The 15051-nt window shown below is 71.8% G+C and carries 15 protein-coding genes, 1 tRNA gene and 1 riboswitch; of the genes, 6 read left to right on the forward strand and 10 right to left on the reverse strand.

Going from position 1 to position 15051, the window contains the following annotated elements; genetic code table 11:
• Positions 1 to 62: 62 nt before the first annotated feature.
• Together AB0B40_RS25500 and AB0B40_RS25505 are read right to left on the reverse strand one after the other, a co-directional pair.
• Positions 63 to 1328 (reverse strand): PTS transporter subunit EIIC, encoded by a 1266-nt coding sequence (locus tag AB0B40_RS25500; RefSeq protein ID WP_345053141.1) that lies wholly within the window; start codon positions 1326 to 1328, stop codon positions 63 to 65.
• Between the two features lie 182 nt (positions 1329 to 1510).
• A complete protein-coding gene (locus tag AB0B40_RS25505) occupies positions 1511 to 2821 on the reverse strand; it encodes a PTS transporter subunit EIIC (protein ID WP_362265736.1) in 1311 nt (436 codons plus the stop codon).
• A 187-nt stretch (positions 2822 to 3008) separates the two neighbouring features.
• On the opposite strand from AB0B40_RS25505, the gene AB0B40_RS25510 reads away from it, so the two are divergent.
• The 3 genes from AB0B40_RS25510 to AB0B40_RS25520 all read left to right on the forward strand — a co-directional run bounded on the left by AB0B40_RS25510 (position 3009) and on the right by AB0B40_RS25520 (position 4575).
• Positions 3009 to 3242 (forward strand): PTS glucose/sucrose transporter subunit IIB, encoded by a 234-nt coding sequence (locus AB0B40_RS25510; RefSeq protein ID WP_161294306.1) that lies wholly within the window; start codon positions 3009 to 3011, stop codon positions 3240 to 3242.
• 76 nt (positions 3243 to 3318) lie between these two features.
• The gene (gene rph / locus AB0B40_RS25515) at positions 3319 to 4053 is read left to right on the forward strand and encodes a ribonuclease PH (protein WP_345053147.1); all 735 of its coding nucleotides are present in this window, start codon (positions 3319 to 3321) and stop codon (positions 4051 to 4053) included.
• A gap of 114 nt (positions 4054 to 4167) precedes the next feature.
• Positions 4168 to 4575: a hypothetical protein gene (locus AB0B40_RS25520; protein ID WP_345053149.1), complete on the forward strand. Its 408-nt coding sequence runs from the start codon at positions 4168 to 4170 to the stop codon at positions 4573 to 4575.
• Between the two features lie 256 nt (positions 4576 to 4831).
• Here the strand turns inward: AB0B40_RS25520 and AB0B40_RS25525 are convergent, their stop codons facing one another.
• The 4 genes from AB0B40_RS25525 to AB0B40_RS25540 are packed head-to-tail and all read right to left on the reverse strand — an operon-like array spanning position 4832 to position 8172.
• Entirely contained in the window at positions 4832 to 5557 is a 726-nt protein-coding gene (locus tag AB0B40_RS25525) for a DUF1707 domain-containing protein (protein WP_362265739.1), read from the reverse strand.
• A gap of 9 nt (positions 5558 to 5566) precedes the next feature.
• Positions 5567 to 6529, reverse strand: coding sequence for an ATP-binding cassette domain-containing protein (locus tag AB0B40_RS25530; RefSeq protein WP_362265741.1), 963 nt, complete (start codon positions 6527 to 6529; stop codon positions 5567 to 5569).
• A 1-nt stretch (position 6530) separates the two neighbouring features.
• Positions 6531 to 7379: an ABC transporter permease gene (locus AB0B40_RS25535; RefSeq protein ID WP_345053157.1), complete on the reverse strand. Its 849-nt coding sequence runs from the start codon at positions 7377 to 7379 to the stop codon at positions 6531 to 6533.
• Positions 7372 to 8172, reverse strand: coding sequence for an ABC-2 family transporter protein (locus tag AB0B40_RS25540; protein WP_345053159.1), 801 nt, complete (start codon positions 8170 to 8172; stop codon positions 7372 to 7374). The genes AB0B40_RS25535 and AB0B40_RS25540 overlap by 8 nt, the downstream gene beginning before the upstream one ends.
• A 1319-nt stretch (positions 8173 to 9491) precedes the next feature.
• Here AB0B40_RS25540 and AB0B40_RS25545 point away from each other — a divergent pair.
• Positions 9492 to 12335: a transglycosylase domain-containing protein gene (locus AB0B40_RS25545; RefSeq protein WP_362265819.1), complete on the forward strand. Its 2844-nt coding sequence runs from the start codon at positions 9492 to 9494 to the stop codon at positions 12333 to 12335.
• A gap of 41 nt (positions 12336 to 12376) precedes the next feature.
• Here the strand turns inward: AB0B40_RS25545 and AB0B40_RS25550 are convergent, their stop codons facing one another.
• From AB0B40_RS25550 to AB0B40_RS25560, 3 genes are all read right to left on the reverse strand, one after another.
• The gene (locus AB0B40_RS25550) at positions 12377 to 12697 is read right to left on the reverse strand and encodes a multidrug efflux SMR transporter (protein ID WP_161291658.1); all 321 of its coding nucleotides are present in this window, start codon (positions 12695 to 12697) and stop codon (positions 12377 to 12379) included.
• Between the two features lie 37 nt (positions 12698 to 12734).
• Positions 12735 to 12806: riboswitch (guanidine-III (ykkC-III) riboswitch) on the reverse strand.
• A gap of 74 nt (positions 12807 to 12880) precedes the next feature.
• A complete protein-coding gene (locus AB0B40_RS25555; protein ID WP_345054463.1) occupies positions 12881 to 13240 on the reverse strand; it encodes a co-chaperone GroES in 360 nt (119 codons plus the stop codon).
• A gap of 22 nt (positions 13241 to 13262) precedes the next feature.
• On the reverse strand, positions 13263 to 13592 hold the full coding sequence (locus tag AB0B40_RS25560) for a DUF3618 domain-containing protein (protein ID WP_362265744.1): 330 nt from the start codon (positions 13590 to 13592) through the stop codon (positions 13263 to 13265).
• 93 nt (positions 13593 to 13685) lie between these two features.
• On the opposite strand from AB0B40_RS25560, the gene bcp reads away from it, so the two are divergent.
• Positions 13686 to 14153: a thioredoxin-dependent thiol peroxidase gene (gene bcp / locus AB0B40_RS25565; protein WP_345054468.1), complete on the forward strand. Its 468-nt coding sequence runs from the start codon at positions 13686 to 13688 to the stop codon at positions 14151 to 14153.
• Positions 14154 to 14304: 151 nt separating this feature from the next.
• Positions 14305 to 14378: transfer RNA gene (locus AB0B40_RS25570), tRNA-Leu, on the forward strand.
• Between the two features lie 57 nt (positions 14379 to 14435).
• Here the strand turns inward: AB0B40_RS25570 and rdgB are convergent.
• The gene (gene rdgB / locus AB0B40_RS25575) at positions 14436 to 15038 is read right to left on the reverse strand and encodes an RdgB/HAM1 family non-canonical purine NTP pyrophosphatase (protein ID WP_362265746.1); all 603 of its coding nucleotides are present in this window, start codon (positions 15036 to 15038) and stop codon (positions 14436 to 14438) included.
• Between the last annotated feature and the right edge of the window lie 13 nt (positions 15039 to 15051).

The following is a 15051-nucleotide window of genomic DNA, read 5'->3' on the forward strand; positions in this document are numbered from 1 at the left end:
CCCACGACGAAGGCCCCCGGAAGCCGCGGCTTCCGGGGGCCTTCGTCGTGGGCGGGACCGGGCTACTTGGCCTCGGCCTTCTGCAGTTCCGCGAGCTCCTCGTCGGACTCACGGCCCGGGGTGGGCAGATTGAACCGGGTGATCGCGAAGCGGAAGATCACGTAGTAGACCACCGCGAAGCACAGGCCGACCAGGACCAGACCCCACGGGTTGCTGGCGATGCCCAGGTTCAGCCCGAAGTCGACCGCGCCCGCCGAGAAGCCGAAGCCGTCCTTCATGCCCAGCGCCCAGGTCAGCGCCATCGAGACACCCGTGAGGACCGCGTGGATCGCGTACAGGGCCGGCGCGATGAACATGAAGGTGAACTCGATGGGCTCGGTGACACCGGTGACGAACGACGTCAGCGCCAGCGAGAACATCATGCCGCCCACGACCTTGCGGCGTTCGGGCCGGGCGCAGTGGACGATGGCCAGGCACGCGGCCGGCAGCGCGAACATCATGATCGGGAAGAAGCCGGTCATGAACTGGCCCGCGTGCGGGTCGCCGGCCAGGAAGCGCGCGATGTCACCGCTCTTGCCGTGGTAGTCGCCCGCCTGGAACCACGGGAACGAGTTGAGCAGGTGGTGCATGCCGATCGGGATCAGCGCACGGTTGGCGACACCGAAGATGCCCGCGCCGACCGCGCCCGACTTCACCAGCCACTCGCCGAAGTTGTGCAGGCCCGTGCCGAGGACCGGCCAGATGTAACCGAAGACGATGCCGAGGACCAGGCCGGCGAAGGCCGACAGGATCGGGACGAGACGACGGCCGCCGAAGAAGCCCGCCCAGTCGGGCAGCTTGGTGCGGTAGAAGCGCTGGTACAGCAGGGCCACGACTATGCCCATCACCACGCCGCCGAGGACCTTCGCGTCCACGGGGGCGTTCTGCATGACGACCTTGCCGTCGACGACGGCCGCCACCTTCGGCAGGTTCTTGTCGGTGAACGTACCCAGGACGTTCTTGAAGACCAGGTAGCCGACGACCGCCGCGAGGGCGGTCGAGCCGTCCGACTTCTTCGCGAAGCCGATCGCGATGCCCACGGCGAACAGCAGCGCCATGTTGTCGAGGATCGCGTTGCCGCCGGCGGCCATGAAGGACGCGATCTTCGTCAGGAACGTCGGAAGGGAGGGGCGGCCCAGCATGTCGGTGTTGCCGAGGCGCACCAGGAGGGCGGCGGCGGGCAGCACGGCCACCGGCAGCATCAGGCTGCGGCCGATACGCTGCAGTACAGCCATCGCGCCCGCGCCCTTCTTCTTCTGGGCCGCGGGAGCGGCGCTGGCCGTGGTCACAACTTCCTCCATCGGGCAAGGCGCCGCCCGGGAACCAAGGAAGGGGACGGCAGCGTCTCTGGTCTACACCACCAGTGGTGTAGACCTGTTGTAGCACGATGAAGGCGGGATAAGGAACCCACGGATCCGCTACCGCGGCGCTACGCCTCGTGCTCGCCCGCGCGGCCGGAAGAGCCGGTGCGTCACCGCACGTTGTCCCGTTCCATCTCCTCCGCCACCTCCTGCGGCTCCCGCCCCGGCGTCCGCAGGTCGAATCTGGTGATCGCGAAGCGGAAGACGGCGTAGTACACGGCCGCGAAGCACAGGCCGATCGGGATGATCGCCCACGGCCGCGTCGCCAGGTTCCAGTTGATGACGTAGTCGATCAGGCCCGCGGAGAAGCTGAAGCCGTCGTGCACGCCGAGCGCCCAGGTCACCGCCATCGAGACACCCGTGAGCACGGCGTGCACGGCGTACAGGGCCGGCGCGATGAACAGGAACGAGTACTCCAGCGGTTCGGTGATGCCCGTCACGAACGAGGTCAGCGCGACCGAGAGCATCAGACCGCCGACCTCCTTGCGGCGCTCCGGCCGGGCGCAGTGCGTGATGGCCAGCGCGGCGGCGGGCAGCGCGAACATCATGATCGGGAAGAAGCCCGAGGTGAACTGGCCGGCGTGCGGGTCGCCCGCGAGGAACATGTTGATGTCCCCGTGGACGGGCTTACCGCCCGGCGGTGTGTAGGTGCCGAACTGGAACCAGATGGGCACGTTCAGGAACTGGTGCAGGCCGATGACGAGGAGCGCCCGGTTGGCGACGCCGAAGACCCCGGCACCCCAGGCGCCCGCGTCCCGCAGCCAGTGGCTGAAGCTCTCCAGGGCGTCCCCGATCGGCGGCCAGACCCACAGGCACAGCGCCGCGAAGACGATCGCGACGAACGCCATGATGATCGGCACCAGCCGGCGGCCGTTGAAGAAGCCCAGCCAGTCCACCAGCCTGGTGCGGTGGTACCGGGCCCAGAAGAACGCGGCCAGCAGCCCCACGACGATGCCGCCGAAGACGCCCGGGTTCTGGAAGGCGAAGGGCGTCACCGTGTCCGCGCCCGTGCCGACGACGACCTGGCAGCCGACGTCCGGGACGGAGCGCGAACCACCCGGGCACCGCTCGGGGAACTGGTGCAGGACGGTGTAGTAGACGAGGAAGCCGACCACCGCGGCCAGCGCCGTGGAGCCGTCCGCCTTCTTCGCCATGCCGATCGCGACGCCCACGCAGAACAGCAGGGGCAGGCCGAGGGAACCGTCGAGCAGTGCGCCGCCCGCGCCCTTCATCACCTTCGACACGTCGGTCCAGCCCAGCCCGTCGGCCCCGAACACGTCGGGCTGGCCGAGCCGGTTGAGGATGCCCGCCGCCGGCAGCACCGCGATGGGCAGTTGCAGGCTCCGGCCCATCTTCTGCAGGCCCTGGAACAGGCGGTTCCAGCGGGCCCGGGCGGGGCCGGCCGCGCTCTGCGCGCTCATGGGCGTCCTTTCCGGGCCGCCCTGCCGGGACGCGGTTTGGCGACCTTCCCCACGGTGGTGTAGACCAGTCGGCGGACGGTTCCGCTGTCGTGATCGCCATCATTCGGCACGGACGGCATGACCGCTCGCGAAGATGGGCCAACTGTGGGTTACTGCGACAAAGCGGTTCGGAGCAGGGAGAAGGAACATGGCCAGCAAGGCTGAGAAGATCGTCGCCGGGCTCGGTGGCATCGACAACATCGAGGAGATCGAGGGCTGCATCACCCGGCTCCGCACCGAGGTGTCCGACCCCGGCCTGGTCGACGACGCCGCCCTCAAGGCCGCCGGCGCCCACGGCGTCGTCAAGATGGGCACCGCCATCCAGGTCGTCATCGGCACCGACGCCGACCCGATCGCCGCGGAGATCGAAGACATGATGTGAGCCACGGGCTCACCGGCAAGGGGCTCCTCCCGGCGCGGGAGGAGCCCCTTCCGCATCTGCCGCTAGGCTCCATGCCATGTCTCGCATCGACGGCCGTACTCCCGAACAGCTCCGCCCGGTCACCATCCAGCGCGGGTGGAGCAAGCACGCCGAGGGCTCCGTCCTCATCTCCTTCGGCGACACCAAGGTCTTCTGCACCGCCTCCGTCACCGAGGGCGTCCCGCGCTGGCGCAAGGGCAGCGGCGAAGGCTGGGTCACCGCGGAGTACGCCATGCTGCCCCGCGCCACCAACACCCGGGGTGACCGCGAGTCCGTCAAGGGCAAGATCGGCGGCCGGACCCACGAGATCTCCCGGCTCATCGGCCGCTCCCTGCGCGCCGTCATCGACTACAAGGCGCTCGGCGAGAACACCATCGTCCTCGACTGCGACGTCCTCCAGGCCGACGGCGGCACGCGCACGGCGGCGATCACCGGCGCCTACGTGGCACTGGCCGACGCCGTCGCCTGGGCCCAGCGCAAGAAGCTCGTCAAGGCCGGGCGGCAGCCCCTCACCGGCACCGTGAGCGCCGTCTCCGTCGGCATCGTCGGCGGCGTCCCGCTGCTCGACCTCTGCTACGAGGAGGACGTGCGCGCCGACACCGACATGAACGTCGTCTGCACCGGTGACGGCCGCTTCGTCGAGGTCCAGGGCACCGCCGAGGCCGAGCCGTTCGCCCGCGAGGAACTCAACGCGCTGCTCGACCTCGCCGTCACCGGCTGCACCGAGCTGGCCGTGATCCAGCAGGCGGCACTGGCGGCCACGGGCGCGTAAAGAATCCCTCAAGGCCCGGGCAACCCGCCGGGTCCTGCCGACGTCCCTCTGGGTACGGGCGCACGGCCCACGCACGTGCGCCCGGTCAGTCGTACCAGGGGAGGGGAACCCACGATGTCCGCCAGCCGCCGCGCACGCCGGGGCCGGGTCACCGCCATCGCCGCCGCCGTGGCCGCCGCCGTACTCACCACCGGCCTGACCACCGGCTGCGACGCCGTGGGCAAGGCGCTGGACTGCGTCCAGACCGCCGACACCATCGCCGACAGCGTCACCGACCTCCAGCAGGCCGTGGAGAACGCCGCCCACGATCCCGCCCAGGCCGACGCCTCGCTCGACTCCATCGAGAAGAGCCTGCGCAAGATCGGCGACAAGACGGACGACACCGACGTCAACAAGGCCGTGGACAGGCTGAACGAGGCCGTCGGCAACGTCCGTACGGCCATCAAGGCGGGCGACCCCACCCCGGACGTCAGCCCGGTCACCGACGCGGCGGGCGAACTGACAAAGGTCTGCACGAGTTAGCGCCCCACGGCCCCACTCCGAACTCCCGCTCCTCAGAACGCCCTGGCGGCGGTTCCGGCCAGGGGCGCGGGGAGCGGCGTGAGCGGCCAGGGGCGGCCCGGGGGTGCCCATGGCGAGGGCCCAGGCGTCCGAGCGCTCCGGGCTCCCGCTTCTCAGAAGGCCCCGGCGGCGGTTCCGGCCAGGGGCGCGGGGAACTGCGCGACCAGCCACGGACGACCCGCGGGCGCCCACGGCGAACAGCCACCCGGCCGGGAACTCAACGTCCCCGTTCCTCCCGCCGCGCCCGCCGCAGCTCCTGCCGTTCCGCGTGCCGGTCCAACTTCTCCCGCCGCCGCTGTTCCTTCAGCCGCTGCCGCTCCGCGCGCCGCAGCTTGCGCTCCACGCCGACCCCGCCCCAGAAGGCGAGACCGCTGATGACCACCCGCGGGGCGCCCGGATCCACGGGCCCGTCGTCCCGCGGATGCTCGAAGCCGCCCATGATGCCGACACCGCGGACGACCACCTCGACACCCGGCTCCACGATCACCTGCACCCCGCCCATGATCGCCACACAGCTGATCTCCACCTCGCGGTCCGCGAAGTCCGCCTCCCGCAGATCCAGCTCGCCACCGCCCATGAAGGCGAAGCACGAGAACCGCTTCGGCACCGTCCAGCGGCCCTTGCGCTCGAACCCCGACAGGATCGCCACCGCCCCCGTCGAGGACCCGCCGCCCCCGGTGATCCGGCCCGCCCAGCCCTCGCCCCGCACCGGCTCCTTGACGAAGGAGACCGGGGCCGACGGAGACGGCACCCCGGCCGCCGGCAGATCGCGTGTCAGCGGCGCCAACTCGCCGTACGTACGGGCCGCGTAGGCCGCCTCCAGCCGCTCCTCGAACTCGTCCATGTCGAGCCGGCCCTCGGCCAGGGCGTCCCGCAGGACCTCGGCGACCCGCTCACGGTCGGCGTCGGACGCCCGGAGGTCCAGGGCTGCGTCGTCGCTCATGACAGCAGCCTACGAGACCGCCTTCTCGGCGTACATCCTGGCGATGACGGCCTCGATGTCCGGTTCCCGCACCGACAGGTCCACCAGCGGGTACCGCGCCGCCAGATGCGCGACGAGCGGCGCCGCCGACTGCCCCGCCGGGAACGCCAGCCACTGCCGCGGCCCCTCCACCTTCACCACCCGCGCCGCCGGCACCTCCACCGGAGGCAGTTCCCGCTCCAGGTCCACCACCAGCGTCCGTTCGCTCTCCCCGGCCTCGTGCAGCCCCGCGAGCGCACCGTCGTACACCAGCCGCCCGTGGTCGATCACCATCACCCGCGAGCACAACTGCTCGATGTCCTGCAGGTCGTGCGTGGTCAGCAGCACCGTCGTACCCCGCCCGGTGTTCAACTCGCGCAGGAACGCCCGCACCCTGGCCTTGGACACGACGTCCAGACCGATCGTCGGCTCGTCCAGGTACAGCACGTCCGGATCGTGCAGCAGCGCCGCCACGATGTCCCCGCGCATCCGCTGCCCCAGCGACAGCTGCCGCACCGGCACCGCCAACAGGGCCTCCAGGTCCAGCAGTTCCACCAGCCGGTCCAGGTTCTCCCGGTAACGGCCGTCCGGGATGCGGTACATGCGGTGCGCCAGCCGGAAGGAGTCGATCAGCGGCAGGTCCCACCACAGCGTGGTCCGCTGCCCGAACACCACCCCGATCCGGTGCGCCAGCCGCGTCCGCTCCCGCGCCGGATCGATGCCGGCCACCCGCAGCCGCCCGCCGCTCGGCGTCAGGATCCCGGTCAGCATCTTGATCGTGGTCGACTTCCCGGCACCGTTGGGCCCGATGTACCCGACCATCTCCCCACGCGCCACGGTGAACGACAGCGAGTCCACCGCCCGCACCTCGTGCCGCTCCCGCCTCAGGAACCCGGCCCTCCTGCGCACCTCGAAGACCTTCTCGACCTGCTCCACTGCGATGAACTCACTCACGTCAGCTCCCTGTGCTGCGGTACGAACGAAGTCCTGCCCGCCAGGCCAGCCCCGCCAGCGCACAGCACCCCGCCGCCACCAGCGGCGGGGTCCACGCCACCCACCGCGGCAGCCCCAGTGGGTACGGCCGCCCCAGCACATAGGTGGCGGGCAGCCAGTTGACGAAGGCCAGCGGCAGCACGAAGGTCACCCCGCGCACCAGCTCCTTCGCGAACACCGTCGGCGGATACTGCAACAGCGTCGTACCGCCGTAGGTGAAGGCGTTCTGCACCTCCGAGGCGTCCCGCGCCACGAACTGGAACGCGGCCCCCGCCACGAACACCGCGCAGAAGATCCCGCAGCCGCTCACCACCGCCACCGGCATCAGCAGCAGCCTGTCCACCGTCCAGTCGATGTCCACCCGGGTCAGCGACCAGCCCAGCACCAGCGCCCCCTGCGTCACCCGGCCCAGCCGCCTCAGCGCGAACCGGTCGGCCGCCACCTGCGCCAGCACCGGCGCCGGCCGCACCAGCAGCGTGTCCAGCGTGCCGTCCCGCACCCGTCGGCCCAGCCGGTCCATCGACCCGATCATCAGGTCCGCCAGCCCGAAGGACACCGCGGACAGCCCGTACAGGAAGGCCACCTCGGGCAGCGGGTAACCGCCCAGCGCGTCCACCCGGGAGAACATCAGCATGATCGCGACGAAGTCGAGGAAGGTCGCCGCGAAGTTCCCGAACGTGGTCATGGCGAACGACGCGCGGTAGGCCATCGTGGACCGCACCCACATCGCCGCGATCAGCCGGTACGCCCGCAGCCCCTCGGCCGTCCGAGCCGCCCGCGTCGTCCTCGCCACCGGGCTCCGCTCAGCCACCCTGCACCACCACCCGGCGCGTCGCCGCCGACTGCACCAGCCGCCCGGCACCCAGCAGCGCCGCCGCCCAGGCCGCCTGGAAGAGATAGGTGGGCAGGGGATCCCCCCGCCCGAGCAGGATGTCCGCCGGCGCCTGGAGCAGCGAGGACCACGGCAGGGCCCGGACGGTCTCGCCGAGCGCGCCCGGGAAGACGTTCAGCGGCAGCAGCATCCCCGAGCAGAAGTACCCGGTCAGCGACGCCATCTGCGCCACGCCCGTGCCGTCCAGCAGCCAGAACGTGCTCAGCGCCACCAGGTAGCGCAGGCCGAAGCCGACCAGCATCGCGAGGACGACGGCGACGAGGAACGCCGCCCAGGTCCCGGCGTCGGCCGGCAGGTACACCGGGAAGCACAGCGCGCCGAACACGAACGGCACCAGCCCGCGGCCCAGCAGCTGGAAGAACGCCCGGCCGAGATCCGCCGCCAGCCACCACAGCTGGAGATCGGCCGGGCGGTACAGGTCGATGGCCACATCCCCCGTACGGATGCGTTCCATCAACTCCTCCTCGACCCCGCCACCCCCGATCGCGAGCGTCGACAGGAAGGCCTGCCCGAGCCAGACATAGGTCACCGCCTGCGCCTGGTCGTACCCGCCGAGGTGCGGCCTCTCGTCCCACAGGGCGCGATACGTGTACACGAGGATCAGTCCGAAGACCGTGTTCGTGAAGACCCCTGCCGCAGTGGCGGCCCGGTAGGTCGCGTACCGTCTGAATCCCCCTGCCGCGACGGCCGCGTACAACCGTCCCGCGCCCACGCCAGTCGACCTCCTCGGACCGCTCGACACCGAAGCGCAGGAGCCTAGTCCGGAGGCCCGACGGCCGGCCACGCGTTTTCCGGCCGGAAGCGTTATGGAATCCGGGAACGGAACGCCGGGTGCGAGAGTCTTCAAACCGGGGGAGCGCAGAAGCGTACGAGGCGTACGGGAACGTACGACGCTGAAAACAGGAGTCCGTGCACGACATGAGCGACGAGCCGCAGCCGCAGCAGCCGAACGAAGGCGTGGCGCCGGAAAAGCCGCTGCCGGCTGAAGGGCCCGGGAATCCGGGGGGCCTCCAGGAGACGGCCGCCGATCAGCGCCCCCCGCGGGGTCGCGGGGCCGAAGGGGAGGGGAACGCCCGGCGTGACGGCGGGGACGGCACCGACCGGCCCGCGACCGCCGGGCGCGCCGAGGGCACCGTACGGCCCGGCGGAGCGGCGAAGCCGCGGAACCCCGCCCGGGCCGCCGACGACACCCGCGACGCTCGCGGCGGGGCGGCCGGGAGCACCCGCACGGGTGACCAGGACACCCCTGACCCCGGCACCAGCCGCGCAGGCCGGCCGCCCGGGGCACCCGGCGACGACACCGGCCGGTCAGGCTCGGCGCCCGCGGACGGCTCCGGGCGGTCGGACCCGGCGGCGCCGGACCGGACGGCTTCCATGGCCCGCGCCCGCCAGGCGGCCCGCGGCGCCCGCACCGAGCGGACGGGCCCCGCGGAGACCGCGGGCACCGGCGAAGGAGTGCGCCCCGAGCGGACGGGTTCTGCGGAGACCGCGGGCGCTGGCGCGGGCACACGCCCCGACGGCCCCGCGAAGCCCGGCCGCGGTCGGGTACCGGGTGCCGCTTCGGCCTCCGGCGGTGCCGCGGGTTCCGGTGGCGCTCCGGCTTCGGGCGGGGGGCAGGCTGTCGGCCGTGGCCCGGTGTCCGGCGGTGCTGCGGGTTCCGGTGGCCGCCCGGGCTCCGGTGGCGCCCCGGTGTCCGGTGGTGCCGCGGGTTCCGGTGGCCGCCCGGTTTCCGGTCGCGCCTCGGTCCCCGGTGTGACTTCCGCCGGGAAGTCCGGCGCCACCCAGGCCCCCAGCGGCACCACCGAGCCCCCCGCGGCCGAGAGCACCCAGGTGCTGCGGCGGATCACCCCGCCCAGGGGCCCCCAGGCCTCCTCGGGGACCACGGCCGGCAAGGCGGGCCGGCAGGCCGAGTCCGGTACGGCGTCCGGCGCGGCCGGTGCCGGCCAGGGCGGCGCCTCCCGCGGCTCCGGCAAGACGGCGGGCGGTGCCGCAAGTGGTTCCGGTGCCGAGCAGGCGCCCGAGACCACCCAGGTGCTCCGGCGGGTCGGCGCGCCTCGCGCGGGTGACCCGGGCGGGGCCGGGACGAAGGCCGCGGCGGCCTCCTCCGCGGCCGAGCCGAACCCCACCGGTCGTACCCCCCACACCGGCGTGCCCCGCCCCGGCGGGGCGAACCGCGCCGCGCAGGCCACCGGCGCCACGGCTGCCGACGCGCCCGGTGCCGTCGCCCCCTCCTCCCCGGCCGCCGCACGGGCCGCCCGTGCCGCACGCGCGGCGGGGACCGCGGGCGCCGGAGCCGCCGCCGCTGCCGGAGCCGCCGGAGCAGGCGCGCGGGCCGCCGAGGCCGGTGCCGTACCCGGCGCCGCTGCCGGTGCTCAGGCCGGCAAGACCGCCGGCGGGGCCTCCGTACCCCGGACCGGCGCCGGCACCGGCCAGGACGGGACGACCGCCCTCGCCGCCGCCGACGGCGAGACCGCCGCGGGCAAGGACAAGAACGCGAAGAACGCGAAGAGCGCGAAGAACGCGAAGAAGGGCAAGCGGCCCAAGCGGACCGGGTGGCGGCGGATCTTCCCCACCTGGCGCATGCTGCTCGGCACCTTCCTCGTCGGCATACTGCTGCTCATCGGCCTCTTCTTCCTCGGCTACTCCATGGTGAACATCCCCCCGGCCAACGCCTTCGCGACCAAGCAGAGCAACGTCTACCTCTACGCGGACGGCTCGCAGCTGGCCCGTGACGGCGAGGTCAACCGCGAGAACGTCAGCCTCGCCCAGGTCTCCAAGGACGCCCAGCACGCCGTACTGGCCGCCGAGGACCGCGACTTCTACACCGAGTCCGCCATCGACCCCAAGGCGATGCTCCGCGCCGGCTGGAACACCGCGACCGGCAAGGGCAAGCAGTCCGGCTCGACGATCACCCAGCAGTACGTGAAGAACTACTACCTGGCCCAGGAACAGACGGTCACCCGCAAGGCCAAGGAATTCTTCATCTCGATCAAGCTGGACCGGAACAAGTCCAAGGACGAGATCCTCGAGGGCTACCTCAACACCAGCTACTTCGGGCGCAACGCCTACGGCATCCAGGCCGCCGCCCAGGCGTACTACGGCCGCGACGCCGCCGAACTCGACCCGGCCCGCGGCGCCTACCTCGCCGCGCTCGTCAACGCGCCGAGCGAGTACGACGTCGTGGCCCACCCGGAGAACAAGAAGGCCGCCGTCGCCCGCTGGAACTACGTCCTGGACGGCATGGTCAAGAAGGGCTGGCTCAGCGAGTCCGAGCGCACCGGCATGAAGTTCCCCATGCCGAAGGAGCAGACGGTCTCCACCGGCATGTCCGGCCAGCGCGGTTACCTCGTCGAGGCGGTCAAGCAGTACCTGACCAGCAACAACATCATCGACGCCGACCACCTCGCGGCCGGCGGCTACCGCATCACCACCACCATCCAGAAGAACCGGCAGGACGCCTTCGTCAAGGCGGTCGACGACCAGCTGATGTCCAAGCTGGACAAGAAGAACCGCAAGGCCGACACCTTCGTCCGCGCCGGCGGCGCCTCCGTCGACCCCAGGACCGGCGCGGTCGTCGCGATGTACGGCGGCATCGACTACGTGAAGCAGTACACCAACGGCGCCACCCGCGGTGACTTCCAGGTCGGCTCCACCTTCAAGCCGTTCGTGTTCACCTCCGCCGTGGAGAACGGCTCGACCACCCAGGACGGCCGGACGATCACCCCCAACACCATCTACGACGGCACCAACAAGCGGATGGTCCAGGGCTGGAGCGGTACGGCGTACAACCCGGAGAACGAGGACCAGCGCTCGTACGGCCCGATCACCGTCCGCAAGGCCACCGACCTGTCCGTGAACTCGGTGTACGCGCAGATGGCCGCCGACGTCGGCCCCGACAAGGTCAAGCAGACCGCGGTCGACCTCGGTATCCCCGCCGACACCCCGGACCTCTACCCGTCCCCGTCCATGGCCCTCGGCACCGCCAACGCCAGCGTCCTGGAGATGGCCGAGGCCTACGCCACGCTCGCCAACCACGGCAAGCACGGCACGTACACACTGGTCCAGAAGATCACCAAGGCGGGCGCGAACGAGATCAGGCTGCCGGAGCGGCCGGTCAAGCAGGCCGTCAGCCGTGAGGCCGCCGACACCACCACCTCCGTCCTGCAGAGCGTGGTCGACAGCGGCACCGCCACCGCCGCGCAGGCCGCGGGCCGCCCGGCGGCCGGCAAGACCGGCACCGCCGAGAGCGACACCGCCGCCTGGTTCGCCGGCTACACCCCCGACCTCGCCACGGTGGTCTCCGTCATGGGCCAGGACCCGGTGACGGCCAAGCACGTGCCGCTGTACGGCGCCCTCGGCCAGGCCCGCATGAACGGCGGTGGCCCGCCCACCCAGATCTGGGCCCAGTACACGCACGACGCGCTGAAGGGCAAGCCCATCGGCGAGTTCGACCTCCAGCTCCAGCAGGGCGCGGACCAGGTCCAGGAGCCCCCCGCCACCGGCACGGCCGAGCCCGGCACCGACGCCGGCCAGGACGGCGGCACCACCACCACCGACGGCGGCCAGAACACCGGCGGCGCGACCGCCACCCCGACCGCCGGCGGCACCACCACCGGCGGGAGCACCCCGACCGACGGCGGCACCACCACCGGCGGGAGCACCCCCACCGACGGCGGCACGACCACGGGCGGCGGCGCCGCCACGGGCGGCGACACGACCGGCGGTGGTACGGCCACGGACGGCGGTGCCGCCACCGGCGGCGACACGGCCGGGGGCGGGCCGACGACCGGCGGAGGCGGCCCGGCAGGGGGCACCGACGCCGGCGGCACCACGGGCACGGCCGCGGGCACCGGTGGCGGCGGCCCCGGCACCTGAGGGCCGCCCCGGGCGAACGGACGGCTCACGTACCCGACGCCTCAGTGACCGCTGGTCGCCTTGAGCCCCACCACGGCGACCAGCAGCAGACACACGAAGAAGATCCGGGCGGCGGTGACCGGCTCACCCAGCACCACCATGCCGAGCACCGCCGCACCGGCCGCGCCGATGCCCACCCACACGCCGTAGGCCGTACCGATGGGCAGGGACTTCGCGGCATACGACAGCAGCACCATGCTGGCGACGATGCCGGCGCCGGTGAGCAGACTCGGGACCAGCCGGGTGAAACCCTCGCTGTACTTCATCCCGACCGACCAGCCGACCTCCAGCAGACCGGCGACGACAAGCAGAACCCAGGCCACGACAGGCACCTCCGAGACGGACGACGACTTTCTCCGGGGTGCGTCGTCTTTGCCTTCGACCCGGTACGGCGCGTCTCGTCGGGTTCCTTCGAACATAGCAAAGGCACGCGAAGAGGGCCGGTGACGATCGTCACCGGCCCTCTTCACACTCGTTTCGCGGCGGGAACCCCGCGTCGGAGACCGTCAGAGATACAGCCCCGTGGAGTCCTGCGACCCCTCGAACCGGTCCGCGGCGACGGCGTGCAGGTCGCGCTCGCGCATGAGCACGTACGCCACACCCCGCACCTCGACCTCGGCCCGGTCCTCCGGGTCGAACAGGACGCGGTCGCCGGGCTCCACCGTCCGCACGTTCTGGCCGACCGCGACGACCGCGGCCCAGGCCAGCCGCCGCCCGACCGCCGCGGTGGCGGGAATCAGAATGCCGCCCCCCGACCGCCGCTCGCCCTCACCGGTCTCCTGCCGCACGAGAACCCGGTCGTGCAGCATCCGGATGGGCAGCTTGTCGTGGTGGGGAGTGCTGTGCTCGTTTCTGTTGGCGCTCACGCCTCGAACCTACCTGTCCCGGTCAGTCCCTGCGCCGCCGGGCCCCGAGGGCCAGCAGCCCCACCACGCCCACGACGACGAGCGCGACCGGCACGACCCGCTCCAGCCGAGGCGCCCCCTCGTCATCCACGAACCGCGACCGGACATCGCTCACCATCCGGTTCACCTGTACATACGCCCGTCCGACCGTGTGATCGACGTTGGCGACGACCTTGGCCTTCGCGTCCCCGACGATGGTCTTCGGATGCACCCGCACCCCGATCTCGTCGAGCGTCTCGGCCAGCACTTCACGGCGGCGCTTGATGTCCGCCTCGATCTGCGCCGGGGTTCTGGTGTCCGACGTGTCCGCCACCGTACGGCCTCCGAAGTCTGCTGATGCTGTTCCGGACAGTCTGTCAGCTCATGGCCGCAGCGCACCGCAAGGCCCCCCGGTTACGCTAGTCCGATGAGCGAGCGACTCCAGCCCGGGGACGTTGCCCCCGCCTTCAGCCTCCCCGACGCAGACGGCAACGAGGTGTCCCTGTCGGACCGCAAGGGCCGCAAGGTCATCGTCTACTTCTACCCGGCCGCCCTGACCCCCGGCTGCACCAAGCAGGCCTGCGACTTCACCGACAACCTGGAGGTCCTGGCCTCCGCCGGCTACGACGTCATCGGCGTCTCGCCCGACAAGCCGGAGAAGCTGGCGAAGTTCCGCGAGCAGGAATCCCTGAAGGTCACCCTCCTCGCCGATCCGGACAAGAAGGTCACCGAGGCGTACGGCGCCTACGGCGAGAAGAAGAACTACGGCAAGACCTACATGGGCGTCATCCGCTCCACGATCGTCGTGGACGAGGAGGGCAAGGTCGAACGAGCCCTGTACAACGTCCGCGCCACGGGCCACGTAGCCAAGATCATCAAGGACCTGGGCATCTGAGCCCTCCCGGCGGCCTTCGGCGGCCCGCACCGGGATGACTGGTGCGGGCCGGTTCGCTTCTTGTGCCCCAACTCCCACGCGACCACGCGCACCTGGTGCGGAGGGGGCGGACGTCGAGCGACGTAGCACAGTACAGTAGGGCCCGGTTTATGCGTCCGTACGCCAACTGGCCGAGCGGCGATCTTTAGGTGGTCGTGTTTGTCGGTTCGAATCCGACCGGGCGCACAGGCTGGAACGGCCCCGTACCTTGGAAACAAAGGTACGGGGCCGTTCCGCGAAAGTTCAGCCCAGCAGCTCCCGCACCACCGGCACCAGCGCCCGGAACGCCTTCCCCCGGTGGCTGATCGCGTTCTTCTCGTTCGGGGTCAGCTCGGCGCACGTCCGCGTCTCGCCCTCGGGCTGGAGGACCGGGTCGTAGCCGAAGCCGTTCGTGCCGGCGGGGGCGTGCCGCAGGACGCCCCGCAACCGCCCCTCGACCACCCGCTCCGTGCCGTCCGGCAGTGCCAGGGCCGCCGCGCAGGCGAAATGGGCGCCGCGGTGCTCGTCGGCGATGTCGGAGAGCTGGGCGAGCAGCAGGTCCAGGTTGGCCCCGTCGTCGCCGTGGCGGCCGGCCCAGCGGGCGGAGAAGATGCCGGGGGCGCCGTTCATGACGTCCACGCACAGGCCGGAGTCGTCGGCGACGGCGGGAAGACCGGTGGCCTGGGCCAGGGCGTGGGCCTTGAGGAGGGCGTTCTCGGCGAAGGTGACGCCGGTCTCCTTGACGTCGGGGATCTCGGGGAAGGCGTCGGCGCCGACGAGTTCGTGCGGCAGTCCGGCCTCGGCGAGGATCGCCCTCAGCTCGGTGATCTTTCCGGCGTTGCGGGTGGCGAGGATCAAGCGGGTCATGCCCGCCAGTATT

Source organism: Streptomyces sp. NPDC042638 (genome assembly GCF_040647235.1).
GTDB lineage: Bacteria > Actinomycetota > Actinomycetes > Streptomycetales > Streptomycetaceae > Streptomyces > Streptomyces rameus.